19 protein-coding genes and 2 tRNA genes are annotated in these 23,398 nt (G+C 60.2%); 15 read left to right on the forward strand and 6 right to left on the reverse strand.

Annotated features, from left to right (window positions below; all coding sequences use genetic code 11):
• Nucleotides 1-71: 71 nt before the first annotated feature.
• Together acnD and prpF are read left to right on the forward strand one after the other, a co-directional pair.
• Nucleotides 72-2,675: a Fe/S-dependent 2-methylisocitrate dehydratase AcnD gene (acnD, locus tag EA798_RS13335; protein ID WP_106154955.1), complete on the forward strand. Its 2,604-nt coding sequence runs from the start codon at nucleotides 72-74 to the stop codon at nucleotides 2,673-2,675.
• A 118-nt stretch (nucleotides 2,676-2,793) separates the two neighbouring features.
• Complete coding sequence (gene prpF, locus EA798_RS13340; protein ID WP_122099270.1) at nucleotides 2,794-3,981, forward strand: 2-methylaconitate cis-trans isomerase PrpF; 1,188 nt, start codon at nucleotides 2,794-2,796, stop codon at nucleotides 3,979-3,981.
• 93 nt (nucleotides 3,982-4,074) lie between these two features.
• Here the strand turns inward: prpF and ppsR are convergent, their stop codons facing one another.
• Nucleotides 4,075-4,893 (reverse strand): posphoenolpyruvate synthetase regulatory kinase/phosphorylase PpsR, encoded by an 819-nt coding sequence (gene ppsR, locus EA798_RS13345; protein WP_015277106.1) that lies wholly within the window; start codon nucleotides 4,891-4,893, stop codon nucleotides 4,075-4,077.
• A 154-nt stretch (nucleotides 4,894-5,047) separates the two neighbouring features.
• Between ppsR and ppsA the strand changes: the two genes are divergently transcribed.
• The 7 genes from ppsA to EA798_RS13385 all read left to right on the forward strand — a co-directional run bounded on the left by ppsA (nucleotide 5,048) and on the right by EA798_RS13385 (nucleotide 12,043).
• Nucleotides 5,048-7,417 (forward strand): phosphoenolpyruvate synthase, encoded by a 2,370-nt coding sequence (gene ppsA / locus EA798_RS13355; protein ID WP_106154953.1) that lies wholly within the window; start codon nucleotides 5,048-5,050, stop codon nucleotides 7,415-7,417.
• A gap of 165 nt (nucleotides 7,418-7,582) precedes the next feature.
• Nucleotides 7,583-8,071 (forward strand): ribonuclease E activity regulator RraA, encoded by a 489-nt coding sequence (gene rraA / locus EA798_RS13360; protein WP_014820312.1) that lies wholly within the window; start codon nucleotides 7,583-7,585, stop codon nucleotides 8,069-8,071.
• Between the two features lie 85 nt (nucleotides 8,072-8,156).
• Complete coding sequence (locus EA798_RS13365; RefSeq protein ID WP_122099271.1) at nucleotides 8,157-9,152, forward strand: zinc transporter ZntB; 996 nt, start codon at nucleotides 8,157-8,159, stop codon at nucleotides 9,150-9,152.
• 55 nt (nucleotides 9,153-9,207) lie between these two features.
• Nucleotides 9,208-9,450 carry a CrfX protein gene (locus tag EA798_RS13370; protein WP_122099272.1) on the forward strand — a complete coding sequence of 81 codons (243 nt, stop codon included), beginning with the start codon at nucleotides 9,208-9,210 and terminating at the stop codon, nucleotides 9,448-9,450.
• 2 nt (nucleotides 9,451-9,452) lie between these two features.
• Nucleotides 9,453-10,277 (forward strand): mechanosensitive ion channel family protein, encoded by an 825-nt coding sequence (locus EA798_RS13375; RefSeq protein WP_106154950.1) that lies wholly within the window; start codon nucleotides 9,453-9,455, stop codon nucleotides 10,275-10,277.
• 83 nt (nucleotides 10,278-10,360) lie between these two features.
• A complete protein-coding gene (gene sigX, locus EA798_RS13380) occupies nucleotides 10,361-10,951 on the forward strand; it encodes an RNA polymerase sigma factor SigX (protein ID WP_013982740.1) in 591 nt (196 codons plus the stop codon).
• 99 nt (nucleotides 10,952-11,050) lie between these two features.
• The gene (locus EA798_RS13385) at nucleotides 11,051-12,043 is read left to right on the forward strand and encodes an OmpA family protein (RefSeq protein WP_122099273.1); all 993 of its coding nucleotides are present in this window, start codon (nucleotides 11,051-11,053) and stop codon (nucleotides 12,041-12,043) included.
• A gap of 290 nt (nucleotides 12,044-12,333) precedes the next feature.
• Here EA798_RS13385 and acnB read toward each other — a convergent pair whose 3' ends face one another.
• Nucleotides 12,334-14,943 (reverse strand): bifunctional aconitate hydratase 2/2-methylisocitrate dehydratase, encoded by a 2,610-nt coding sequence (acnB, locus tag EA798_RS13390; RefSeq protein WP_106154948.1) that lies wholly within the window; start codon nucleotides 14,941-14,943, stop codon nucleotides 12,334-12,336.
• 407 nt (nucleotides 14,944-15,350) lie between these two features.
• Between acnB and EA798_RS13395 the strand changes: the two genes are divergently transcribed.
• A complete protein-coding gene (locus tag EA798_RS13395; protein ID WP_106154947.1) occupies nucleotides 15,351-15,827 on the forward strand; it encodes a DUF1289 domain-containing protein in 477 nt (158 codons plus the stop codon).
• Between the two features lie 33 nt (nucleotides 15,828-15,860).
• On the opposite strand, the gene EA798_RS13400 is transcribed toward EA798_RS13395, so the two are convergent.
• Nucleotides 15,861-16,721 (reverse strand): universal stress protein, encoded by an 861-nt coding sequence (locus tag EA798_RS13400; protein ID WP_122099346.1) that lies wholly within the window; start codon nucleotides 16,719-16,721, stop codon nucleotides 15,861-15,863.
• Between the two features lie 177 nt (nucleotides 16,722-16,898).
• On the opposite strand from EA798_RS13400, the gene EA798_RS13405 reads away from it, so the two are divergent.
• On the forward strand, nucleotides 16,899-17,504 hold the full coding sequence (locus EA798_RS13405) for a MiaE family protein (protein WP_122099347.1): 606 nt from the start codon (nucleotides 16,899-16,901) through the stop codon (nucleotides 17,502-17,504).
• On the opposite strand, the gene lpxH is transcribed toward EA798_RS13405, so the two are convergent.
• Together lpxH and EA798_RS13415 are read right to left on the reverse strand one after the other, a co-directional pair.
• Nucleotides 17,501-18,223, reverse strand: coding sequence for a UDP-2,3-diacylglucosamine diphosphatase (gene lpxH, locus EA798_RS13410; RefSeq protein WP_122099274.1), 723 nt, complete (start codon nucleotides 18,221-18,223; stop codon nucleotides 17,501-17,503). The genes EA798_RS13405 and lpxH overlap by 4 nt on opposite strands.
• 6 nt (nucleotides 18,224-18,229) lie before the next feature.
• Nucleotides 18,230-18,724 (reverse strand): peptidylprolyl isomerase, encoded by a 495-nt coding sequence (locus EA798_RS13415; RefSeq protein WP_015277094.1) that lies wholly within the window; start codon nucleotides 18,722-18,724, stop codon nucleotides 18,230-18,232.
• Nucleotides 18,725-18,927: 203 nt separating this feature from the next.
• Between EA798_RS13415 and EA798_RS13420 the strand changes: the two genes are divergently transcribed.
• Together EA798_RS13420 and cysS are read left to right on the forward strand one after the other, a co-directional pair.
• The gene (locus EA798_RS13420; protein WP_122099348.1) at nucleotides 18,928-20,595 is read left to right on the forward strand and encodes a glutamine--tRNA ligase/YqeY domain fusion protein; all 1,668 of its coding nucleotides are present in this window, start codon (nucleotides 18,928-18,930) and stop codon (nucleotides 20,593-20,595) included.
• Nucleotides 20,595-21,980, forward strand: coding sequence for a cysteine--tRNA ligase (cysS, locus tag EA798_RS13425; protein ID WP_122099349.1), 1,386 nt, complete (start codon nucleotides 20,595-20,597; stop codon nucleotides 21,978-21,980). The genes EA798_RS13420 and cysS overlap by 1 nt, the downstream gene beginning before the upstream one ends.
• 78 nt (nucleotides 21,981-22,058) lie before the next feature.
• Here the strand turns inward: cysS and folD are convergent, their stop codons facing one another.
• Nucleotides 22,059-22,913: a bifunctional methylenetetrahydrofolate dehydrogenase/methenyltetrahydrofolate cyclohydrolase FolD gene (gene folD, locus EA798_RS13430; protein ID WP_106154944.1), complete on the reverse strand. Its 855-nt coding sequence runs from the start codon at nucleotides 22,911-22,913 to the stop codon at nucleotides 22,059-22,061.
• A 273-nt stretch (nucleotides 22,914-23,186) separates the two neighbouring features.
• Between folD and EA798_RS13435 the strand changes: the two genes are divergently transcribed.
• A tRNA-Arg gene (locus EA798_RS13435) sits at nucleotides 23,187-23,263 on the forward strand.
• Nucleotides 23,264-23,295: 32 nt separating this feature from the next.
• Nucleotides 23,296-23,371, forward strand: a tRNA-His gene (locus EA798_RS13440).
• Nucleotides 23,372-23,398 lie beyond the last annotated feature (27 nt).

Genomic DNA, 23,398 nt, shown 5'->3' on the forward strand with positions numbered 1-23,398 from the left:
GAGCTGGGGGCTCGTTTAACGGGCCCCCAGGCCTTGCCCCTCGAATCATTACTGGATTGAGTTCTTCCGGCATGAATACTGAACACCGCAAACCTTTGCCAGGCACCGGGCTTGACTATTTCGACACCCGTGAGGCGATCGAAGCCATCCAGCCAGGTGCCTACGACAAGCTGCCCTATACCTCCCGCGTACTGGCCGAACAGCTGGTTCGTCGCTGCGAGCCCGAAGCGCTGACCGATTCGCTCAAGCAGATCATCGAGCGCAAGCGCGATCTGGACTTTCCCTGGTATCCGGCGCGCGTGGTCTGCCACGATATCCTCGGTCAGACCGCGCTGGTCGACCTCGCCGGTCTGCGCGATGCGATCGCGGAGCAGGGCGGTGACCCGGCGAAGGTCAACCCGGTTGTTCCGACTCAGCTGATCGTCGACCACTCGCTGGCGGTTGAATTTGCAGGCTTCGATCCCGATGCGTTCGAGAAGAACCGCGCCGTCGAGGAGCGCCGCAACGAGGACCGCTTCCACTTCATCGAGTGGACCAAGACCGCGTTCAAGAACGTCGACGTGATCCCGGCCGGCAACGGCATCATGCACCAGATCAATCTGGAGAAGATGTCGCCGGTGATCCAGGCCCGCGGCGGCGTGGCCTTCCCGGACACCTGTGTCGGTACCGACTCGCACACCCCGCACGTCGATGCGCTGGGCGTGATCGCCATCGGCGTTGGCGGCCTGGAGGCCGAGACCGTGATGCTCGGCCTGCCTTCGATGATGCGCCTGCCCGACATCGTCGGCGTACGTCTGACCGGCAAGCGTCAGCCTGGCATCACCGCCACCGATATCGTCCTCGCGCTGACCGAGTTCCTGCGCAAGGAACGTGTGGTCGGAGCCTGGGTCGAGTTCTTCGGCGAAGGCGCCGACAGCCTGACCATCGGCGATCGCGCGACCATCTCCAACATGTGCCCGGAATACGGCGCCACCGCTTCGATGTTCTACATCGATCAGCAGACCATCGATTACCTCAAGCTGACCGGTCGTGAGCCGGAGCAGGTCGCCCTGGTCGAGCAATACGCCAAGGAAACCGGCCTGTGGGCAACCGCCCTGGAAAGCGCCGAGTACGAGCGCGTGCTCGAGTTCGACCTGTCCAGCGTTGTGCGCAACATGGCTGGCCCGTCCAACCCGCACAAGCGCCTGCCGACTTCGGCGCTGCACGAGCGCGGCATTGCCGACGAAGACAAGCTGGCTGCAGCGCGCGCCGAAGAGGCCGAAGGTCTGCTGCCCGATGGCGCGGTGATCATTGCCGCCATCACCAGCTGCACCAACACCTCCAACCCGCGCAACGTGGTGGCCGCCGGCCTGCTGGCGAAGAAGGCCAACGAGTTGGGCCTGGTGCGCAAGCCTTGGGTGAAGACGTCTTTCGCCCCGGGTTCGAAGGTCGCCAAGCTGTACCTCGAAGAGGCTGGCCTGCTGAGTGAGCTGGAAAAGCTCGGGTTTGGCATCGTTGCCTACGCCTGCACCACCTGCAATGGCATGTCCGGTGCGCTGGATCCGGTGATCCAGCAGGAGATCATCGAGCGTGACCTGTACGCCACCGCGGTCCTCTCCGGTAACCGCAACTTCGATGGCCGTATCCACCCGTACGCCAAGCAGGCCTTCCTCGCCTCGCCGCCACTGGTGGTCGCCTACGCCATCGCCGGTACCGTGCGCTTCGATATCGAACAGGATGTGCTGGGGACCGACAAGAGCGGCAATCCGATCACGTTGAAGGACCTCTGGCCGTCCGACGAGGAGATCGACGCCATCGTCGCGTCCTCGGTCAAGCCCGAGCAGTTCAAGCAGATCTACATTCCGATGTTCGATCTGGGCACCATCGAGGAAGCCAAGAGCCCACTGTACGACTGGCGCCCGATGTCGACCTACATCCGTCGTCCGCCGTACTGGGAAGGCGCGTTGGCTGGCGAGCGTACCCTCAAGGGCATGCGCCCGCTGGCGATCCTGCCGGACAACATCACCACCGATCACCTGTCGCCGTCCAACGCGATCCTGCTGGATTCGGCCGCCGGTGAGTACCTGGCGAAGATGGGCCTGCCGGAGGAAGACTTCAATTCCTACGCCACCCACCGCGGCGACCATCTGACGGCACAGCGGGCAACGTTCGCCAACCCGCAGCTGGTCAACGAGATGGCGGTGGTCGACGGCAAGGTGCAGAAGGGCTCGCTGGCGCGCGTCGAGCCGGAAGGCAAGGTGATGCGCATGTGGGAAGCCATCGAAACCTACATGAACCGCAAGCAGAATCTGATCATCGTGGCCGGTGCCGACTATGGCCAGGGCAGCTCGCGTGACTGGGCAGCCAAGGGCGTGCGCCTGGCCGGTGTGGAGGTGATCGTCGCCGAAGGCTTCGAGCGTATCCACCGCACCAACCTGGTCGGAATGGGCGTGCTGCCGGTCGAGTTCAAGCCGGGCACCACCCGCCTGACCCTTGGCCTGGACGGCACCGAAACCTTCGATATCGAAGGCGAGCTGTCGCCGCGCTGCGATCTGACCCTGGTCATTCACCACAAGAGCGGTGAAGAAACTCGCGTGCCGGTCACCTGCCGTCTCGACACTGCGGCCGAAGTCAGCGTTTACCAGGCCGGTGGCGTGCTGCAGCGTTTCGCCAAGGACTTCCTCGGACAGGCGTAACTACCAATCGCTCGCTCTGCTTCGATACAGGCTCATGTATCGAAGCGGGGCGGCGCTTGCATCTTTCATCTGCGCTGCGGCCAGCTGGTGGCAGCGGTTTCATGAGGACGAGATTTCCATGGCTCATGTATCCCAGGTCAGAATTCCCGCGACCTATATGCGTGGCGGCACCAGCAAGGGTGTGTTCTTCCGGCTGCAGGACCTGCCGGAAAACTGCCAGGTGCCAGGCGTGGCACGCGACAAGCTGTTCATGCGTGTGATCGGCAGCCCCGACCCGTATTCCGCGCATATCGACGGCATGGGTGGCGCCACGTCCAGTACCAGCAAATGCGTCATCCTTTCGAAAAGCAGTCGGCCGGATCACGACGTCGAATACCTCTATGGTCAGGTGTCGATCGACAAGCCCTTCGTCGACTGGAGCGGCAACTGCGGCAACCTGTCGACTGGTGCCGGTGCCTTTGCGCTGCATGCCGGCCTGGTGGATGCGGAGCGCATTCCGCAGAACGGTACCTGTGTAGTGCGGATCTGGCAGGCCAACATCGGCAAGACCATCATTGCCCACGTACCGGTCACCGACGGCCAGGTGCAGGAAACCGGCGACTTCGAGCTGGACGGCGTGACCTTTCCGGCTGCCGAGATCGTGCTCGAATTCCTTGATCCGTCGGATGACGGCGAGGAGGGCGGTTCGATGTTCCCAACCGGCAACCTGGTCGATGAGCTGGAGGTGCCCGGCATCGGTACGCTCAAGGCGACCATGATCAGCGCGGGGATTCCGACGGTGTTTGTCAATGCCGAGGATATCGGCTATCAGGGCACCGAGCTGCGCGAGGACATCAACGGCAATCCTGAGGCGCTGGCGCGTCTGGAAGCGATCCGCGTAGCCGGAGCGCTGCGCATGGGCTTGATCAAGACCGCTGAAGAGGCGCTGACCCGTCAGCACACGCCGAAGGTTGCGTTCGTTTCCCAGCCGAAAAGCTACCGCGCGTCGTCCGGCAAGAACATCGAGGCAGCTGAGGTCGATCTGCTCGTGCGTGCGCTGTCCATGGGCAAGCTGCACCACGCCATGATGGGCACCTGTGCGGTGGCCATCGGCACGGCGGCGGCGGTGCCCGGTACGCTGGTCAATCTCGCAGCGGGTGGTGGCGAGCGTCAGGCCGTGCGCTTCGGGCATCCGTCCGGCACGCTGCGGGTCGGAGCCGAGGCGAAGCAGATCGACGGCCAGTGGACTGTTACGAAAGCGATCATGAGTCGCAGCGCGCGGGTATTGATGGAAGGCTGGGTGCGCGTGCCAGGCGACGCGTTCTGATGCGCTTAAGTTGCCGGAAAGCAAATTCTTCCGGTTGAAAAAACGCAAAAAGTCCGCACCAAGCGGACTTTTTGTTGTCTAGCGAAGCGGCGGTTATTTGAGTCGACGTTCGACGCCCTTTTCCACGAGAATCTTTGCCGAGATTTCTTCGACGGAGAAATGGGTCGAGTTGATGTAGTTGATGTTCTCGCGGCGGAAGAGGTTTTCCACCTCGCGAACTTCGAACTCGCACTGAGCGAAACTGGCGTAACGACTGTTGGGTTTACGCTCGTGGCGAATGGCTGCCAGGCGGTCGGGATCGATGGTCAGGCCGAACAGCTTGTCCTTGTACTCCTTGAGCACGCTGGGCAGCTGCAGACGCTCCATGTCGTCTTCGGTCAATGGGTAGTTGGCAGCGCGGATGCCGTACTGCATCGCCATATACAGGCAGGTAGGCGTCTTGCCGCAGCGGGAAACGCCGACGAGGATCAGATCCGCCTTGTCGTAATAGCGGGTGCGGGCGCCATCGTCGTTATCGAGCGCGAAGTTGACCGCGTCGATACGCTCCATGTAGTTGGCGTTGTGGCTAATGGAGTGGGATTTACCAACGGAATACGAGGAACGTGACATCAGCTCATGTTCCAGCGGAGCAAGGAACGAAGAGAAGATGTCGATCATGAAGCCATTGGATTCGGCCAGAATGTCACGGATTTCCTGGTTCACCAGCGTGTCGAAGATGATCGGCCGGCCACCGTCCTTTTCCGCGGCATTATTGATTTGCTGTACCATGGCCCGCGCTTTTTCCGCGGTGTCTATGTACGGGCGGGTCAGTTTCGTGAAGGTTATGTTCTCGAACTGTGCCAGAAGACTCTGGCCCAGGGTTTCCGCGGTGATGCCTGTGCCGTCCGAAATGAAGAAAGCAGTTCGTTTCATGTGCCTTGGGCCTTAAGTCGAGAACGGTTCCCAGCTATAGTAGGCCCTTCGCCGAGCCCGGTTGGCGGGCATTGTTACTTATTTTGCAGGGTCGGGCCACAGTCGTGCGGCCAGGCTCCGGTTGAGTTTCCAACACTAATGTGGAGAGATCACCTTGGTAGAGTACGTAGTTTCCCTCGATAAGCTCGGCAATCATGACGTTGAGCGTGTAGGGGGCAAGAACGCCTCCCTCGGCGAGATGATCAGCAACCTCGCAGGCGCGGGTGTTTCGGTGCCTGGCGGTTTCGCCACTACGGCCCAGGCCTATCGTGATTTCATGGAGCTCAGCGGTCTCAACGAGCAGATCCATGCGCTTCTCGATGCGCTGGACGTGGATGACGTCAATGCCCTCGCCAAAGCCGGCGCGCAGATTCGCGGCTGGGTCATGGAAGCTGAATTCCCGCCTCAACTGGATGCAGACATCCGCACCGCCTTCGCGGAAATGTCCGGCGGCAATGACAACATGGCGGTCGCGGTGCGCTCCTCGGCTACCGCAGAAGACTTGCCGGATGCCTCGTTCGCCGGTCAACAGGAAACCTTCCTCAACATCCGTGGCGTGGACAATGTGATCCGCGCGACCAAGGAAGTGTTCGCCTCCCTGTTCAATGACCGTGCCATTGCCTACCGCGTGCACCAGGGCTTCGATCACAAGCTGGTCGCCTTGTCTGCCGGTGTGCAACGCATGGTGCGTTCGGAAACCGGCACTGCAGGCGTCATGTTCACGCTGGATACCGAATCCGGCTTCCGTGACGTGGTGTTCATCACCGGTGCCTACGGCCTGGGTGAGACCGTCGTTCAGGGCGCGGTCAATCCGGACGAATTCTACGTGCACAAGCACACGCTGGAAGCCGGTCGCCCGGCCATCCTGCGCCGCAACCTGGGCAGCAAGGCGATCAAGATGGTCTACGGCGCCGAAGCCAGCGCCGGCAAGTCGGTCAAGACGGTCGATGTCGACCAGGCCGATCGCATGCGCTTCTGCCTGACCGACGAAGAAGTGACCAACCTCGCCAAACAGGCCATGACCATCGAGAAGCACTACGGTCGTCCGATGGACATCGAGTGGGCCAAAGATGGCGATGACAATCAGCTCTATATCGTCCAGGCGCGTCCGGAAACCGTTAAGAGCCGCAGCAGCGCCAACGTCATGGAGCGCTACCTGCTGAAGGAGAAGGGCACCGTACTGGTCGAGGGTCGCGCCATCGGCCAGCGTATTGGCGCCGGCCCGGTCAAGGTCATCCACGACGTCAGCGAAATGGACAAGGTCCAGCCGGGCGACGTGCTGGTTTCCGACATGACCGACCCGGATTGGGAACCGGTGATGAAGCGCGCCAGCGCCATCGTCACCAACCGCGGCGGGCGTACCTGTCATGCGGCGATCATTGCCCGCGAACTGGGGATCCCGGCGGTCGTTGGTTGCGGTAACGCCACCGAACTGCTGAAGGACGGCCAGCGCGTCACCGTTTCCTGCGCCGAAGGCGACACCGGCCTGATCTTCGACGGTGAGCTGGGCTTCGACATCCGCCAGAACTCCATCGACGCCATGCCGGAACTGCCGTTCAAGATCATGATGAACGTTGGTAACCCGGACCGCGCCTTCGACTTTGCACACCTGCCGAACGAAGGCGTCGGCCTGGCCCGTCTCGAGTTCATCATCAACCGCATGATCGGCGTGCACCCCAAGGCGCTGCTGAACTTCGATGGCCTGCCGGCCGACGTGAAGAGCAGCGTCGAGAAGCGCATTGCCGGTTACGACGATCCGGTCAACTTCTACGTCGAGAAACTGGTCGAGGGCGTCAGTACCCTGGCCGCGGCGTTTTGGCCGAAGAAGGTCATCGTGCGCCTGTCGGACTTCAAGTCCAACGAGTACGCCAACCTCATCGGCGGCAAGCTGTACGAGCCGGAAGAAGAAAACCCGATGCTGGGCTTCCGCGGTGCCTCACGTTACATCAGTGACTCGTTCCGTGACTGCTTCGAGCTCGAATGCCGTGCGATGAAGAAGGTCCGCGACGTGATGGGCCTGACCAACGTCGAGCTGATGGTGCCTTTCGTCCGCACCCTGGGCGAAGCGTCGCAGGTCATCGATCTGCTGGCGAAGTACGGCCTCAAGCGCGGCGAGAATGGCCTGCGCGTCATCATGATGTGCGAGCTGCCTTCCAACGCTCTGCTGGCGGATGAGTTCCTGGAGTTCTTCGATGGCTTCTCCATTGGCTCGAACGACATGACTCAGCTGACCCTTGGTCTGGACCGTGACTCCGGCATCATTGCCCACTTGTTCGATGAGCGTAACCCGGCGGTGAAGAAGCTGCTCGCCAACGCCATCCAGGCGTGCAACAAGGCCGGCAAGTACATCGGCATCTGTGGTCAGGGCCCATCGGATCACCCAGACCTGGCCAAGTGGCTGATGGAACAGGGCATCGAGAGCGTATCCCTCAACCCGGATTCGGTTCTCGACACCTGGTTCTTCCTCGCCGACCGTGAGATCTGACGGTTGAGTCGGTAACGAAAACGGGGCGTCAGCCCCGTTTTTGTTGGCGCTGCTAACCGCCATTCCAGCGATTTCGTTCCGCCTGGCGCGTCCAGCGGCTAATATGCGCGCCTATATGGCTGTACGCTGGATGTCGCCGTAATTTCCAAGCAGAAGGAGCTTCCCATGCAATACGTCACGCCTGATCTGTGCGACGCCTATCCGGATCTCGTGCAAGTCGTTGAACCGCTGTTCAGCAACTTCGGTGGCCGCGATTCCTTTGGTGGTGAGATCGTGACCATCAAATGCTTCGAGGACAATTCCCTGGTCAAGGATCAGGTTGATGTCGACGGTACCGGCAAGGTGCTGGTGGTCGATGGTGGCGGCTCGCTCCGTCGCGCGTTGCTGGGCGACATGCTTGCAGAGAAAGCGGCACGCAACGGCTGGGAAGGTCTGGTCATCTATGGTTGTGTACGGGATGTCGATGTCCTCGCGCAGACAGAGCTTGGCGTTCAGGCCCTGGCCAGTCATCCGATGAAAACCGACAAGCGTGGCATCGGTGATCTCAATGTGCCGGTGACCTTCTGCGGCGTGACATTCCGCCCGGGCGAGTATGTGTATGCCGACAACAACGGCATCATCGTGTCGCCTGAGCCGCTGTCGATGCCGGAGTAAAAGGCCGCTAAAAACCGGCTGCGTCAGTCATTACCCTTGAGCCCGGCGAAGCCGGGCTTTTCATGAGCAACGACGGAACGGATAAATGCGGGAAACCGAAAACGAGCAGTGCGGGTTGATCCATGCCTTCGTTTTAGATGGCAGCGGTGGCGCACGACAGGTCGGTTACAGCGATCTGGCTGAGCTCCAGCTTGCTGCAGACGAGAGCATCTGGTTGCACTGGGATCGTGGTCAGCCGCAGGCGCATGAGTGGCTGCGTAGGCACAGCCGGCTCAGTCCTTTCGCCTGTGACGTTCTGCTCGAGGAAAACACTCGGCCGCGCATGCTGACGCTTCCACATGAAGAGCTGCTTCTATTCTTGCGCGGGGTGAACCTGAATCCCGACGCAGAGCCGGAGGACATGGTTTCCGTACGCGTCTTCGCCGATCGGCAGCGGGTCATCTCCCTTCGACTGAGGCCGCTGCGCTCAACTGAAGTGGTGATTCGGTTGCTGACGGAGGGAAGGGGGCCGAAGTCGGCGTCCGAGCTTCTTCTCTATCTGGCTGAGGCGATGACGGACCGCGTAGACGACCTGGTCATGCAACTGGGTGAGCGGATCGACGCCGAAGAGGAGGCGCTCGAAAGTAACGAACGCTACACGCCGGAGCACGATTCGATGCTCTCCTTGCGCAGGCAGGCGGCTGGGCTGCGTCGCTTCCTGCTACCCCAGCGAGAGCTGTACGGACAGTTGACGCGTCATCGCCTGAGCTGGTTCGCCGAGGATGATACCGAGTACTGGAATGAGCTCAGCAACCGGCTAACCCGCTATTTGGAAGAGCTCGACATGGTTCGGGAGCGGATTAACCTTGTGCTCGAGTCAGAACACCGCCGGCTCAGCGAGCGAATGAACCGTACCATGTACCTGCTTGCTATCATTACCGGCTTTTTCCTGCCGCTGAGCTTCCTGACAGGGCTGCTCGGGATAAACGTCGGGGGGATCCCCGGCGCCGATTTCCCTTATGGATTCGTCGTGGCCTGTGTGCTGATAGGCGGTGTTGCGCTCCTTCAGTGGTGGATCCTGCGTCGGCTGCGTTGGGTTTGAATGTGACTCCTACCCGGTCACAGGCCGTCTAGCCGACATACTTAGCGAGGTGTGCATGCGCGATCCCTTCGAAGAATCCTTGCGTGACTTGCTCAACAAGCCGTCTGTCCATGACGATGATGCTTGCCTGGGTCGCGTTCTCAAGACGGCCAACCGCCAAGTGGGTGCAGGTGATCTTTTCGCGCTTATCGGGCACTGGCTGCAAGCGTTGATGATGGCCGTCAATGGCGGCAAGGGGCATCTCGCTCCCGTCTCTCGTCGAGAAACCTCCAACTGTTCATTCGATAAGGCTGATTGATCATGGAATTCGATCCCTGGACCCAAAGTCTTCTGGCAGCAATGAGTTCGCTGTGGGCTTCTGTCGCAGGCTTCATCCCCCGGCTTTTCGGCGCCCTGGTCGTCGTGTTGCTTGGCTTTGTGGTGGCCAAACTACTCGATACGTTGCTCTCCAAGGTGCTCGCCAAGGTCGGGTTGGATCGGTTGATGGCGGGGACGGGTCTTACCAAGCTGCTCGGTCGAGCCGGAATACGTATTCCAGTCTCGGCCCTGATTGGCAAGGTGGTGTACTGGTTTGTGCTGCTCATTTTCCTGGTTTCGGCGGCTGAGTCCCTGGGGCTGGAGCGTGTGTCGGCGACGCTGGATATGCTTGCCCTCTACGTGCCCAAGGTATTTGGCGCAGCGCTGATTCTGCTGGCCGGGGTGCTTTTGGCGCAGTTGCTCAGCGGCCTGGTTCGTGGCGCGGCAGAAAGCGTCGGGCTGGACTACGCGAACGGTCTGGCGAGAATGGCACAGGGGCTGGTAATCATCATCAGCATCTCTGTCGCGATCGGGCAGCTAGAGGTCAAGACAGAGCTTCTCAACTACGTTATCGCCATCGTGTTGATTACTGTCGGCCTGGCCGTGGCGTTGGCTTTCGGTCTCGGCAGTCGAGAGCTGGTCGCGCAGATTCTGGCCGGCATTTATGTCCGTGAACTGTACGAGGTGGGGCAGCGTGTCAGCCTTGCTGATCTGGAAGGCCAGATCGAAGAGATTGGAACGGTAAAAACGTTGTTGCTGACCGACGATGGAGAACTGGCTTCGGTCGCCAATAAAGTTCTCCTTGAGCAGAGAGTGGGCAGCCGGTAGCCATGTGATTCTGGTAAAGTACGTCGCCTTTTTCCGGTTTCCATCTATGGCGGCCGTGACTTTGATTGCCGGCTCGAAGCGTCTTGACTAAAACCCCCTCGTCCATATCGCGCTACGACCCTCGCCAGCTCACCGACGAAGAGCTGGTGCAGCACGCCCATGTCGAGCTGTTTCATATAACGCGCGCTTATGAAGAGCTGATGCGTCGTTACCAGCGCACTTTGTTTAATGTGTGTGCGCGTTACTTGGGCAACGAACGAGATGCCGATGATGTCTGTCAGGAGGTGATGCTCAAGGTTCTATATGGCTTGAAGAACTTTGAAGGCAAGTCGAAGTTTAAAACATGGCTATACAGCATCACTTATAACGAATGTATTACTCAATATCGCAAGGAGCGCCGAAAGAGACGTTTGCTTGATGCGCTCAGCCTGGATCCGCTTGAAGAGGCTTCAGATGAAAAAGCCCCGAAAATCGAAGAGAAGACGGGGCTCGACCGTTGGCTGGTACATGTGAATCCGATTGACCGAGAGATATTGGTGTTGCGTTTTGTTGCTGAGCTCGAGTTTCAGGAAATAGCCGATATCATGCACATGGGTCTAAGCGCAACGAAGATGCGCTACAAGCGTGCGCTCGATAAGCTCCGCGAAAAATTTTCCGATACAGCTGAAACTTAATTCCGGAAACTTGTCTTATACCTTGCGAACAGCTTGGGCATACAGACAGCCGGTTTCCTTAGATTGTTCTGATTCTAACCACCAGATGGGGATTTACGGATGAAACTTAAAAACACCTTAGGCGTCGTTATCGGTTCGATGGTTGCCGCCACTTCTCTCAGCGCGCTGGCCCAAGGACAGGGTGCCGTAGAGGTGGAAGCGTTCGGTAAGCACTACTTCACCGATAGCTCGCGTGACGTTCAGCGTGACGGCGAGCTCTACGGCGCTGGCGTGAGCTACTTCCTGACCGACGATGTTTCGCTGGGTCTTTCCTATGGCGAATATCATGACCTGACCTCCAAGGATCCGGTCGGTGCTGATGGCAGCCACAAGAACATCAAGGGCAGCCTGACCTCCCTCGATGCCGCTTACCATTTCGGCGCGCCGGGTGTTGGTCTGCGTCCTTACGTCTCCGCTGGTGTCGCTCACCAGAGCATCGGTCAGGCTGACCGTGGTGGTCGCGATCGCAGCACCTTCGCTAACGTTGGTACCGGCCTGAAGTACTACTTCACCGAGAACTTCTTCGCCAAGGCGAGCGTCGACGGCATGTACAACATCGATGCGGACGAAGCCGAGTGGATGGCTGGCGTTGGTGTCGGTCTGAACTTCGGTGGCGGCGCGCGCCAGGTCGCAGCGGTAGAACCGACTCCAGAGCCGGCACCGGCTCCGATCGTCGACACCGAGCCGGAGCCTGCTCCGGAGCTGGTACGTGTGGAGCTCGACGTGAAGTTCGACTTCGACAAGTCGCGCGTTCGTGAAGAAAGCTACAGCGACATCAAGAACCTCGCTGACTTCATGCAGCAGTACCCGCAGACCAGCACTACCGTTGAAGGTCACACCGACTCGGTTGGTACTGACCAGTACAACCAGCGTCTGTCCGAGCGCCGCGCAGAAGCAGTGCGCAACGTTCTGGTCAATGAGTATGGCGTTGAGGGTGGCCGCGTGAACTCCGTAGGTTACGGTGAGTCCCGCCCAGTTGCTGACAACTCCACCGAGGAAGGTCGTCAGATCAACCGTCGCGTTGAGGCTGAAGTAGAAGCTCAGGTTCAGTAATCCGAGCCAGCTACTCATGGAAAAGCCCGGCTAGCCCGGGCTTTTCTTTGTCTGCAAAAAAGCGCTTTCTTGCTGAGCATCATGCCCTCTTGCAGGGCCTGCTCTAGTGGGCGTGCAGAACAGGGCGAATGCTTCGTCGGTGAATGCGCCGGCCGGCATCGGTTGTAGTCAGTATCGATAGCGCGGCAGCATGGGCTCGCTTTGGCGCTCTGCCTGGTCGGAAATCAACGAAAAACCATGCATAAAAAAACCCCGCCGAAGCGGGGTTTTTTCATTGCCTTAACGCGTCATCAGACTTCGACGACCTTGATCTTGGCCTTCTCCGCAGCATCACGGAATTCGGCGATCTGGTCGAAGGACAGGTAGCGATAGATGTCGGCAGCCATGCTGTCGATGTTCTTCGCGTATTCCATGTACTCCGCCACGGTCGGCAGCTTGCCAATGATGGAGGCTACTGCCGCCAGCTCGGCCGATGCGAGGTAGACGTTGGTGGCGTCGCCCAGGCGGTTCGGGAAGTTACGGGTCGAAGTGGAGACTACCGTCGAGCCGGTCTGAACACGGGCCTGGTTACCCATGCAGAGCGAGCAGCCCGGCATTTCCATGCGCGCACCGGCCTTGCCGTAGATACCGTAGTAGCCTTCTTCGGTCAGCTGGTGAGCGTCCATCTTGGTCGGCGGGGCCAGCCACAGACGGGTAGGGATGCCGCCCTTGACCTTGTCCAGCAGCTTGCCGGCAGCACGGAAGTGACCGATGTTGGTCATGCAGGAACCGATAAAGACTTCGTCGATCTTCTCGCCAGCAACGGTGGACAGCAGCCGGGCATCGTCCGGGTCGTTCGGTGCGCAGAGCACTGGCTCTTTCACTTCGGACAGGTCGATTTCGATCACTGCTGCGTATTCGGCGTCCTTGTCTGCTTCCAGCAGCTTCGGATCGGCCAGCCAGGCTTCCATGGCTTGAGCGCGGCGCTCCAGGGTGCGGGCATCGCCATAGCCTTCGCTGATCATCCAGCGCAGCATGGTGATGTTCGACTTCAGGTACTCGGCGATCGAATCTTCCGGCAGCTTGATGGTGCAGCCAGCAGCCGAACGCTCGGCGGACGCGTCGGACAGCTCGAAAGCTTGCTCGACGGTCAGCTGATTGAGACCTTCGATCTCGAGGATGCGGCCGGAGAAGATGTTCTTCTTGCCCTTCTTCTCGACAGTCAGCAGGCCCTGCTGAATGGCGTAGTAGGGGATGGCATGAACCAGGTCACGCAGGGTGATGCCAGGCTGCATCTGACCCTTGAAGCGCACCAGTACGGATTCCGGCATGTCCAACGGCATCACGCCAGTGGCGGCAGCGAAGGCAACCAGGCCCGAACCGGCCGGGAAGGAAATGCCGATCGGGAAGCGGGTGTGCGAGTCACCACCGGTACCAACGGTATCCGGCAGCAGCATGCGGTTCAGCCAGCTGTGGATGATGCCGTCGCCCGGACGCAGGGACACGCCGCTGCGGTTCATGATGAAGTCCGGCAGGGTGTGGTGGGTGTTGACGTCGATCGGCTTCGGATAGGCAGCGGTGTGGCAGAACGACTGCATGACCAGATCGGCGGAGAAGCCCAGGCAAGCCAGGTCCTTCAGTTCGTCGCGGGTCATCGGGCCGGTGGTGTCCTGGGAGCCGACGGTGGTCATCTTCGGTTCGCAGTAGGTGCCCGGACGTACGCCCTTGCCTTCCGGCAGGCCACAGGCGCGACCGACCATCTTCTGCGCCAGGGTGAAGCCCTTGCCGCTGTCTACCGGCGCTTCCGGCTTCTTGAACAGCGTCGACGGTGCCAGACCCAGCTCGGCGCGGGCCTTCTCGGTCAGGCCGCGACCGATGATCAGCGGGATACGGCCGCCGGCGCGAACTTCGTCCAGCAGGACATCGGTTTTCAGTTCGAAGGTGGTGATGACTTCATCGGTGCCGTGCTTGCAAACCTTGCCAGCGTACGGATAGACGTCGATCACGTCGCCCATGGCCAGGTTGCTGCAATCGAACTCGATCGGCAGGGCGCCGGCATCTTCCATGGTGTTGTAGAAGATCGGAGCGATCTTGGTGCCGAAGCAGAAGCCACCGGCGCGCTTGTTCGGTACGTTCGGGATGTCGTCACCGAAGAACCACAGCACGGAGTTGGTGGCCGACTTGCGCGAGGAACCGGTACCGACCACGTCGCCGACGTAAGCAACCGGGAAGCCCTTGGCCTTCAGTTCTTCCATCTGCTTGATCGGGCCGACCGAGCCCGGTACGTCCGGGTTGATGCCGTCGCGGGCCATTTTCAGCATGGCCAGGGCGTGCAGCGGGATGTCAGGGCGCGACCAGGCATCCGGAGCGGGCGACAGGTCGTCGGTGTTGGTTTCGCCGGTGACCTTGAATACGGACAGGGTAACTTTTTCGGCAACTGCCGGGCGGTTGGTGAACCACTCGCCGTCGGCCCAGGACTGCATCACGGCCTTGGCGTGCTCGTTTCCGGCTTTGGCTTTCTCGGCTACGTCATGGAAAGCATCAAACATCAGCAGGGTGTGCTTCAGCTGCTCGGCGGCAACGGCGCCCAGCTCGGCGCTGTCCAGCAGCTCGACCAGGGTGGCGATGTTGTAGCCGCCCTGCATGGTGCCCAGCAGCTCGACTGCACGCTGCTTGCTCAGCAGCGGCGAGGAGGTTTCGCCTTTGGCCAGGGCGGACAGGAAGCCAGCCTTGACATAGGCGGCCTCGTCGACGCCAGCAGGGACGCGGTTGGTGATCAGATCAACGAGGAATTCTTCTTCGCCGGCCGGCGGGTTCTTCAGCAGCTCGACCAGGCCTGCGGTTTGCTCGGCGTTCAGCGGCTGGGGCACGACGCCCTGGGCGGCACGCTCTTCTACGTGTTTGCGATAGGCTTCAAGCACAGTTTTTACCCTCATCATTGGTCCCTTGGGTGTTTCGGGACGCGCATCCGGAAGCTGTTTTCAAAGTTTTACGCCGGGCGGGCGAAGCCGGATGGGCAGGGGGGAAAGGCAATTCTGCGCATCCGGCAGGCAGCCGGTTCAACTGTGCTCGTGACGCTTTGAAAACAGCTTCGTATGGAATGTGGCGCCAAAAACGGCGGGCCGATACTACTGGAAACAGGCCATAAAGTTAAGTCGGGTGCCAGTGGCGTCCCTATTGCGCGGAGTGGTGCGATCGCTCCTGCGTAAGGCTGCAGCCGCGGCTGGCGCGGGCTCCAGGTGATATGAAGGCGTTCTGATCATTTCGATGGATGACCATGCTAGGACAAAAGTCTAAGATGCTCGCCCCGCCACAACCTCTTTCGCTCATGTCTACACAGCGCATCAAAACTCCCTGCATCGGCCTGTGCTCGACGGTTTATGGCGATATCGTCTGCCGCGGGTGCAAGCGCTTTCATCACGAAGTGGTGAACTGGAATGCCTACGACGAAGAGGAAAAGCGCGCGGTATGGCGGCGGCTGGAGATCCTGTTGGCGCAGGTCATGGCTGCCAAGCTCGAGGTATTCGATGCCCCGCTGTTGCGCCAGCAGCTTGAGAGCAGGCGGATTCGCTTCGTCATAGAGCAGTCGCCGTACTGTTGGGCCTACCAGCTGATTGCACGCGGTGCCCGGGTCATCCAGCAGCTGGAGGCGTATGGCGTTGCGCTATTGCCGGAGTTCCGTGACCGGCCGCTTCCGGAATTGCGCGATGCCATCGACCAAGAGTTCTTTTTGCTCTCCGAGGCGCATTACGAGCGATACATCGCACCACGCTTTCTTCTTGAAGGTATGGATCTCAGGGTTTGAAGCGAAGCCCCGTCAGGGGCTTTGCTCGTGGACTCAGTGGCGGACCAGATCTTCGAGATGGTCGATGATGTCGTCGGGCTTGAGCACCAGCACGTCGCTTTCCAGCGTGTCGAGCACCACTTCGGCAGTATTGCCCATCAGGGCGCCCGAGAAACCGGTGCGAGCGACAGTGCCTATGACAGTGACGACTGCCTTGAGCTGGTGGCAAACCCTGGGAATCAGTGCATCCGCCGGGCCTTCCTCGATATGTAGCTGAGCATCCGGGATATCGAACTCTTCCTGGAACTGCTTGCAAGCGTCACGATACCGCGCTTCGATGGTTTCCTTGAGCTGGAACGCCGGGTCGGCAGCCGAGAGCATTGCAGAGGGGTGAGCGCTGATTACGTGCAGCTTGCCATCAGCGAGGCTGGCGATTTCGAAACCATGATTGACGATCGTCGCGTGCAGGGTGCGGTGCTCCAGATCGGAATTGCCGACGTCTACCGCGGCGAGGATGTTACCCCCGGTCCAAGGATTCGCAGTTTTAACCATGAGTACCGGGCAGGGGCAGTAGCGCAGCAGCTTCCAATCTTCCGGAGTGAGCAGAGCCCGCTTCAGCGGGTTGTCCGGCACGTGCTGCTTGACGACCAATCCACAGCCTTCAGCCTGCTGCACCGTGATGATCGTTTGGTGAATGCTGTCGTGCCACGCTTGTTGCGTACTGACCTGGTGTCCGTCGCTCTCGAGCTGTTCGCGCAGTGCGGCCAGATGAGCGCTGTGATCATGCTTTGCATCGCATGTCAGCAGATGCAGACGGGACTGGCTGACGCTCGAGATCAAGCGGGCGCGTTTCAGTGCCAGCTCTTGTGGCTGGTTCGGGTCAATTACCACGAGGATGCAGCGAATGGCTTGCATGATCGGCTCCATTTCCAGATGCGGGTTGGTCAACTATAGACAAGCCTGGGATGTCAGCCGTGATGTACGTCAAGCAAGGCTGGATGCTCCGCGCGGCATTCGTATAATGCCCGCCCGATGCGGAGCGGTGCCATGCGACCGCGCGCTTATTTTGTTCCTGAATATGCAGGGTTCGACATGCTTCCTGATCTGAATGATTTTCTCGGTTGCGCTACACCCGTGGCTTGGGTGGACGCGGCATTGCGGAATCAGGATGTAATGCTGATCGACCATGGCAACTGCGAAAAAAAGGCTGCGGGGGCGGCGTTCCAGTTGATGTTCCGCTACGTAGACAAGCCCGACCTGCAAAACAAGATGTCGCGCCTGGCCCGGGAGGAGCTGCGGCATTTCGAGCAGGTGCTGGCAATCGTTCGTCGACGCGAAATCCCGCTGCGCAACGTCGGCTCGTCTCGCTATGCGGCTGGCCTGCGCGAGCTGGTGCGCAACCACGAGCCGTATCGGCTGACCGATACCCTGGTGATTGGCGCTTTCATCGAAGCGCGTTCCTGCGAGCGTTTCGCCATGCTGGTTCCGCACCTTGACGAGGAGCTCGGCAAGTTCTATCACGGCCTGCTGAAATCGGAGGCGCGGCATTTCCAGGATTACTTGAAGTTGGCCTATCAGTACGGTGAAGCGGCGGATGTGGATGCCACGATCATCCGGGTGCGTGAGCGTGAGCGCGAACTCATCGAAAGCCCGGATGAAGAGTTCCGCTTTCACAGCGGCGTGCCGCTGAGCGCCTAGCCCAGCTCGAACGACGACTGGTGGAAGCCGCTTTCGTCTACCTGGAGTGCCCACCCCTGTCGGTCCCAGTCGCCCAGCACGATGCGTTGGGCCGGTTGGCCGTTTACTAAGAGCTCATGCGTCGCCGGACGATGGGTGTGGCCATGGATCAGTGTCCGCACGCGATGTTCGGCCAGTACGTGCGGGATCAGTTCGGGGGTGACATCGATGATGTCGGTGGCCTTCATGCGGGTCTGGGTGCGGCTTTCATTGCGCAGTTTGCGCGCGAGTTTCCGGCGTGTGGATAGCGGCAAGTGGCGCAGAACCAACAAGCTGAACGGATTGCGCAGCAAGCGCCGCAGACGCATGTAGCTCTCGTCGCGGGTGCATAGACTGTCGCCGTGCATGAGCAGGACGCGCTCACCGCACAGTTCGACCACGCTGGGGTCGCTCAGCAGCGTGCAGCCGGCCGCGCGGCAGAAGCCATCGCCCAGCATGAAGTCACGATTGCCGTGCATGAGATAGATACGCGTGCCGCGCTCGCTCAGCCGGCGCAGGGCTTCCGCGATCGAGTGCTGGAAAGGCGTCATGGCATCGTCGCCGATCCAGACCTCGAAGAAGTCGCCGAGGATGTACAGCGCTTCAGCCTGGCTGGCACGCGTTTCGAGAAAATGCAGAAACGCCCGGGAAATGTCCGGGCGTTCCTCTTCCAGATGCAGATCCGAGATCAGCAGGATCACTCGCCGTTACTCGACGATTTCCGCTTTCTCGATTACCACATCTTCCACTGGAACGTCCTGATGGCCGGACTTCATGGTGGTCGCCACGGCCTTGATCTTCTCGACTACGTCCATGCCTTCGGTCACTTCGCCGAACACCGCATAGCCCCAGCCTTGAACGGTCGGCGCGCTATGGTCGAGGAAGTCGTTGTCCTTCACGTTGATGAAGAACTGTGCGGAAGCGGAGTGCGGCTCCATGGTGCGAGCCATGGCCAGGGTGCCAGTCTTGTTCGACAGGCCGTTGTTGGCCTCGTTCTTGATCGGCGCGCGAGTGGTTTTTTGTTTCATGCCCGGCTCGAAGCCGCCGCCCTGGATCATGAAGTTGCTGATCACACGGTGAAAAATGGTGCCGTCGTAGTGTCCGCTCTTCACGTATTCCTTGAAGTTCGCGGTGGTTTCCGGGGCCTTGTCTTCGAACAGGTTGACGGTGATGACGCCGTAGTTGGTGTGCAGTTTGATCATCGGGGAGAGATTCCGTTTTCGTTGGGCTGGCCAAGTGCAGGGCAGGCCGCTGCAAGGGGTCGTCGATACCGAATGCCGCCAATGGCTGATGGCAGTGCCGCCTGGGCGCATTGCTCTGTCAGGGGGTTGACGGGTCCGCTATGATAAGCGCTTTGATTTGGCCGGCCTACCCTGAGCCGCACTCGCTGATCGTTAAGGACATCATGAGCAAGCCCGAGACTCCCGCCGCTAGCAACTTTCTCCGCCCGATCGTCCAGGCCGACCTGGACTCCGGCAAGCACGCCAAGATCGTCACCCGCTTCCCGCCCGAGCCCAATGGCTACCTGCATATCGGCCACGCTAAATCGATCTGCCTGAATTTCGGCCTGGCGAAGGAGTTTGGTGGTGAGTGCAACCTGCGCTTCGACGACACCAATCCGGCCAAGGAAGATCAGGAGTACATCGACGCGATCAAGAGCGACGTCGAGTGGCTGGGGTTTCAGTGGGCGGGCGAGGAGCGCTATGCCTCCAACTATTTCGATCAGCTGCACGAGTGGGCGATTCACCTGATCAAGGCAGGCAAGGCTTACGTTTGTGATCTGACTCCCGATCAAGCGCGTGAGTACCGCGGCAGCCTGACCGAACCGGGCAAGAACAGCCCGTTCCGCGAGCGCTCCGTCGAAGAAAACCTCGATCTGTTCGCGCGCATGAAAGCCGGCGAATTCCCGGATGGTGCCCGTGCACTGCGGGCGAAGATCGACATGGCTTCGCCCAACATGAACCTGCGCGATCCGATCCTCTATCGCATTCGTCATGCTCACCACCATCAGACCGGTGACAAGTGGTGCATCTATCCGAGCTACGATTTCACTCATGGGCAGTCGGATGCCATCGAAGGCATCACGCATTCGATCTGCACACTGGAGTTCGAGGATCACCGTCCGTTGTACGAGTGGTTCCTGGCCAACCTGCCGGTGCCAGCGCAGCCGCGTCAGTACGAATTCGCGCGCCTCAATCTGAACTACACCATCACAAGCAAGCGCAAGCTCAAGCAGCTGGTCGATGAGAAGCATGTGAGTGGCTGGGACGATCCACGCATGTCGACGCTTTCGGGCTTTCGTCGTCGCGGTTACACCCCGGCGTCGATCCGTAATTTCTGCGACATGATCGGCGTGAATCGCGCGGGGGGCGTCGTCGACATCGGCATGCTGGAGTTCGCCATCCGCGAAGATCTTGATGCCAATGCAGCCCGTGCAATGTGCGTGCTCAAGCCTCTCAAGGTGGTGATTACCAACTACCCGGAAGGCCAGGTCGAAAACCTCGAGCTGCCGCGCCATCCCAAGCAGGATATGGGCGTACGGGTGCTGCCATTCAGCCGGGAAATCTACATCGATGCGGGCGACTTCGAGGAAGTCCCTCCGGCTGGGTTCAAGCGCCTCATCCCGGGCGGTGAAGTCCGCCTGCGCGGCAGTTACGTGATCCGTGCCGATGAAGCCGTGAAGGATGATCAGGGCAATATCGTCGAGCTGCGCTGCTCCTATGACGAGAACACGCTCGGCAAGAATCCGGAAGGGCGCAAGGTCAAGGGTGTGATTCACTGGGTGCCGGCCGCCGAGAGCGTCGAGTGCGAGGTGCGCCTGTACGATCGCCTGTTCCGTTCCGCCAATCCCGAGAAGGACGAGGAGGGCGGCAGCTTCCTCGACAACATCAACCCCGAGTCGCTCATTGTGCTCAAGGGGTGCCGTGCCGAGCCGTCGCTGGCCAGTGCCGAGCCTGAAGAGCGATTCCAGTTCGAGCGCGAAGGGTACTTCTGTGCCGACATCAAGGACAGCAAACCCGGCGCTCCCGTATTCAATCGCACCGTCACGCTGCGTGACTCCTGGGGTCAATGATGGCGCTGGCGATCTACAATACCCTGAGCAAATCCAAGGAAGCGTTCCGTCCACTGGAAGGCAACAAGGTGCGCATGTACGTCTGCGGTATGACGGTCTATGACTTCTGTCACATCGGGCATGCACGGGTGATGGTGGCGTTCGACGTGGTCACCCGCTGGCTGCGCCACCGCGACTACGACGTCACCTACGTGCGCAACATCACCGACATCGACGACAAGATCATCCGCCGTGCCAGCGAGAACGCTGAGCCGTTCCAGGCGCTGGTCGAGCGCATGATCGCTGCCATGCATGAAGATGAAGCGCGCCTCAACGTGCTGCGTCCGGATCTCGAGCCGCGCGCTACCGACCATATCGCCGGCATGCACACGATGATCCAGACGCTGATCGACAAGGGCTTCGCCTATGCACCAGGCAACGGTGACGTCTACTACCGCGTCGGCAAGTTCGTCGGTTACGGCAAGCTGTCGCGGCGCAAGATCGAAGACCTGAAGATTGGCGCGCGCATCGAGGTTGATGAGGCCAAGGAAGATCCTCTGGATTTCGTGCTGTGGAAGGGCGCCAAACCGGGCGAGCCGAGCTGGGATTCGCCGTGGGGCGCTGGGCGTCCCGGTTGGCATATCGAGTGCTCGGTGATGTCCACCTGCTGCCTGGGCGAGACGTTCGACATCCATGGCGGTGGCCCGGATCTGGTGTTCCCGCACCACGAGAACGAGATCGCGCAGAGCGAGGCCGCGACTGGCAAGCAGTACGCCAATGCCTGGATGCACGCCGGTGCGGTGCGTGTCGATGGCGAGAAGATGTCCAAGAGCCTGGGCAACTTCTTCACCATTCGCGAAGTGCTGGAAAAGTACCATCCGGAGGTGGTGCGCTATCTGTTGGTGTCCAGCCACTACCGCAGCCCGATCAACTACTCCGAAGACAGTTTGCGTGAAGCCAAGAGTGCACTGGAGCGTTTCTACAACGGTCTCAAGGGTTTGCCGGAGGCTCAGCCTGCTGGCGGCGATGAGTTTGTTGCGCGCTTCGCTGCGGCGATGGATGACGACTTCAATTCGCCGGAAGCCTGCGCGGTGCTGTTCGAGATGATTCGTGAGGTGAACCGTCTGCGTGAGTCTGATCTGACCGCCGCGGCGGTGCTGGCTGCGCGTCTCAAGGAGCTGGCGGGCGTACTGGGCGTGCTGCAGCTTGAGCCTGAAGCCTTCCTGCAAGCGGGTGCGGCGGGGAAGGTCGATGCAGCTGAGGTCGAAGCGCTGATCGCTGCGCGCCTGGCAGCCAGGGCGGAAAAGAACTGGGGCGAATCCGATCGCATCCGAGATCAGCTCACCGCGATGGGGGTGGTGCTGGAGGATGGCAAAGGCGGGACAACCTGGCGTCTGGCTGAATAATGCGTCTGGCTGAATAATAAGGCGGCGGAAAAACAAAACGGCACCGAAAGGCGCCGTTTTTTGTTTCAGCGTTGACGGTCAGTCGTGCAGGTGTTCCGCTGCATGCAGCGTATTCTCCAGCAGGCAAGCGCGGGTCATCGGGCCTACGCCGCCCGGGACCGGAGTGATCCAGGCAGCGCGTTCGCTGGCTGGCCCGAACTCCACATCACCCAGCAAACGCCCGTCGGCTTGGCGGTTGATGCCCACGTCGATGACGATCGCGCCGGGCTTGATCCACTCGCCCTTGACCAGCCCAGTGATGCCGGTGGCGACCACTACCAGGTCGGCACGCTGTACATGCTCGGCCAGATTGCGGGTGAAGCGGTGAGTCACGGTAGTGGTGCAGCCGGCGAGCAGCAGTTCCAGCGCCATCGGCCGGCCGACGATATTGGAGGCGCCCACGACTACGGCGTCCAGGCCGTGCAGGTCGACCCCTGTGCTTTCCAGCAGCGTCATGATCCCTTTTGGGGTGCAAGGGCGCAGCAGCGGCATGCGTTGGGCCAGGCGGCCAACGTTGTAGGGGTGAAATCCATCCACGTCCTTGTCCGGACGAATGCGCTCGAGCAATTGCGACGCATCGAGGTGCTTGGGTAGCGGCAGCTGCACGAGAATGCCATCGATGGAGGCATCGTCATTGAGCTGATCGATCAGGGCGAGCAGGTCCTCTTGGCGTGTATCGCTCGGCAGGTCATGGGCGACCGAGTTGAAACCCACCTCCTCGCAATCCTTGCGCTTGTGCGCTACATAGACCTGGGAGGCGGGGTCGCTGCCTACCAGGATCACGGCAAGGCCGGGAGCGCGAAGCCCTTGAGCGCGGCGTTCGGCAACACGACCGGAGATCTGTTGGCGAATGTTGGCAGCAATCGTTTTACCGTCGATCAGTTTTGCGGTCATGACGCTTGGTTAACCATTGGAGAGGACTTGGAAAGGGCGCGTATTCTCGCATGTCGTGGCGATGTGGCAAAGGCGAAGCAGCGACCGGCACCTGTAACTCCTTTATCTAACTGAAATTTTTTTAAATTTGCTGTTGACGACTGTTTGGAGCCTCTATAACATTCGCCCCGCTTGTCGAGCACAGCCTGCTGCTGGGTAAGATGGCTTTCGAAGGGGGAAACTTCTTCAATAGCCGGAGCTTCAAGTCTGCGCTCCGAACAGAATGCAGATAAAGCGCCCGTAGCTCAGCTGGATAGAGCATCCGCCTTCTAAGCGGATGGTCGCAGGTTCGAGTCCTGCCGGGTGCGCCATTACGGGCTCTGGCACAAGCAAATGCAATATGGTGGGCGTAGCTCAGTTGGTAGAGCACAGGATTGTGGCTCCTGGTGTCGAGGGTTCGATCCCCTTCGTCCACCCCATATTCCCGAAAACGCCAGGCGCTGCCT

Source organism: Pseudomonas songnenensis (genome assembly GCF_003696315.1).
Classification (GTDB): Bacteria; Pseudomonadota; Gammaproteobacteria; order Pseudomonadales; family Pseudomonadaceae; genus Stutzerimonas; species Stutzerimonas songnenensis.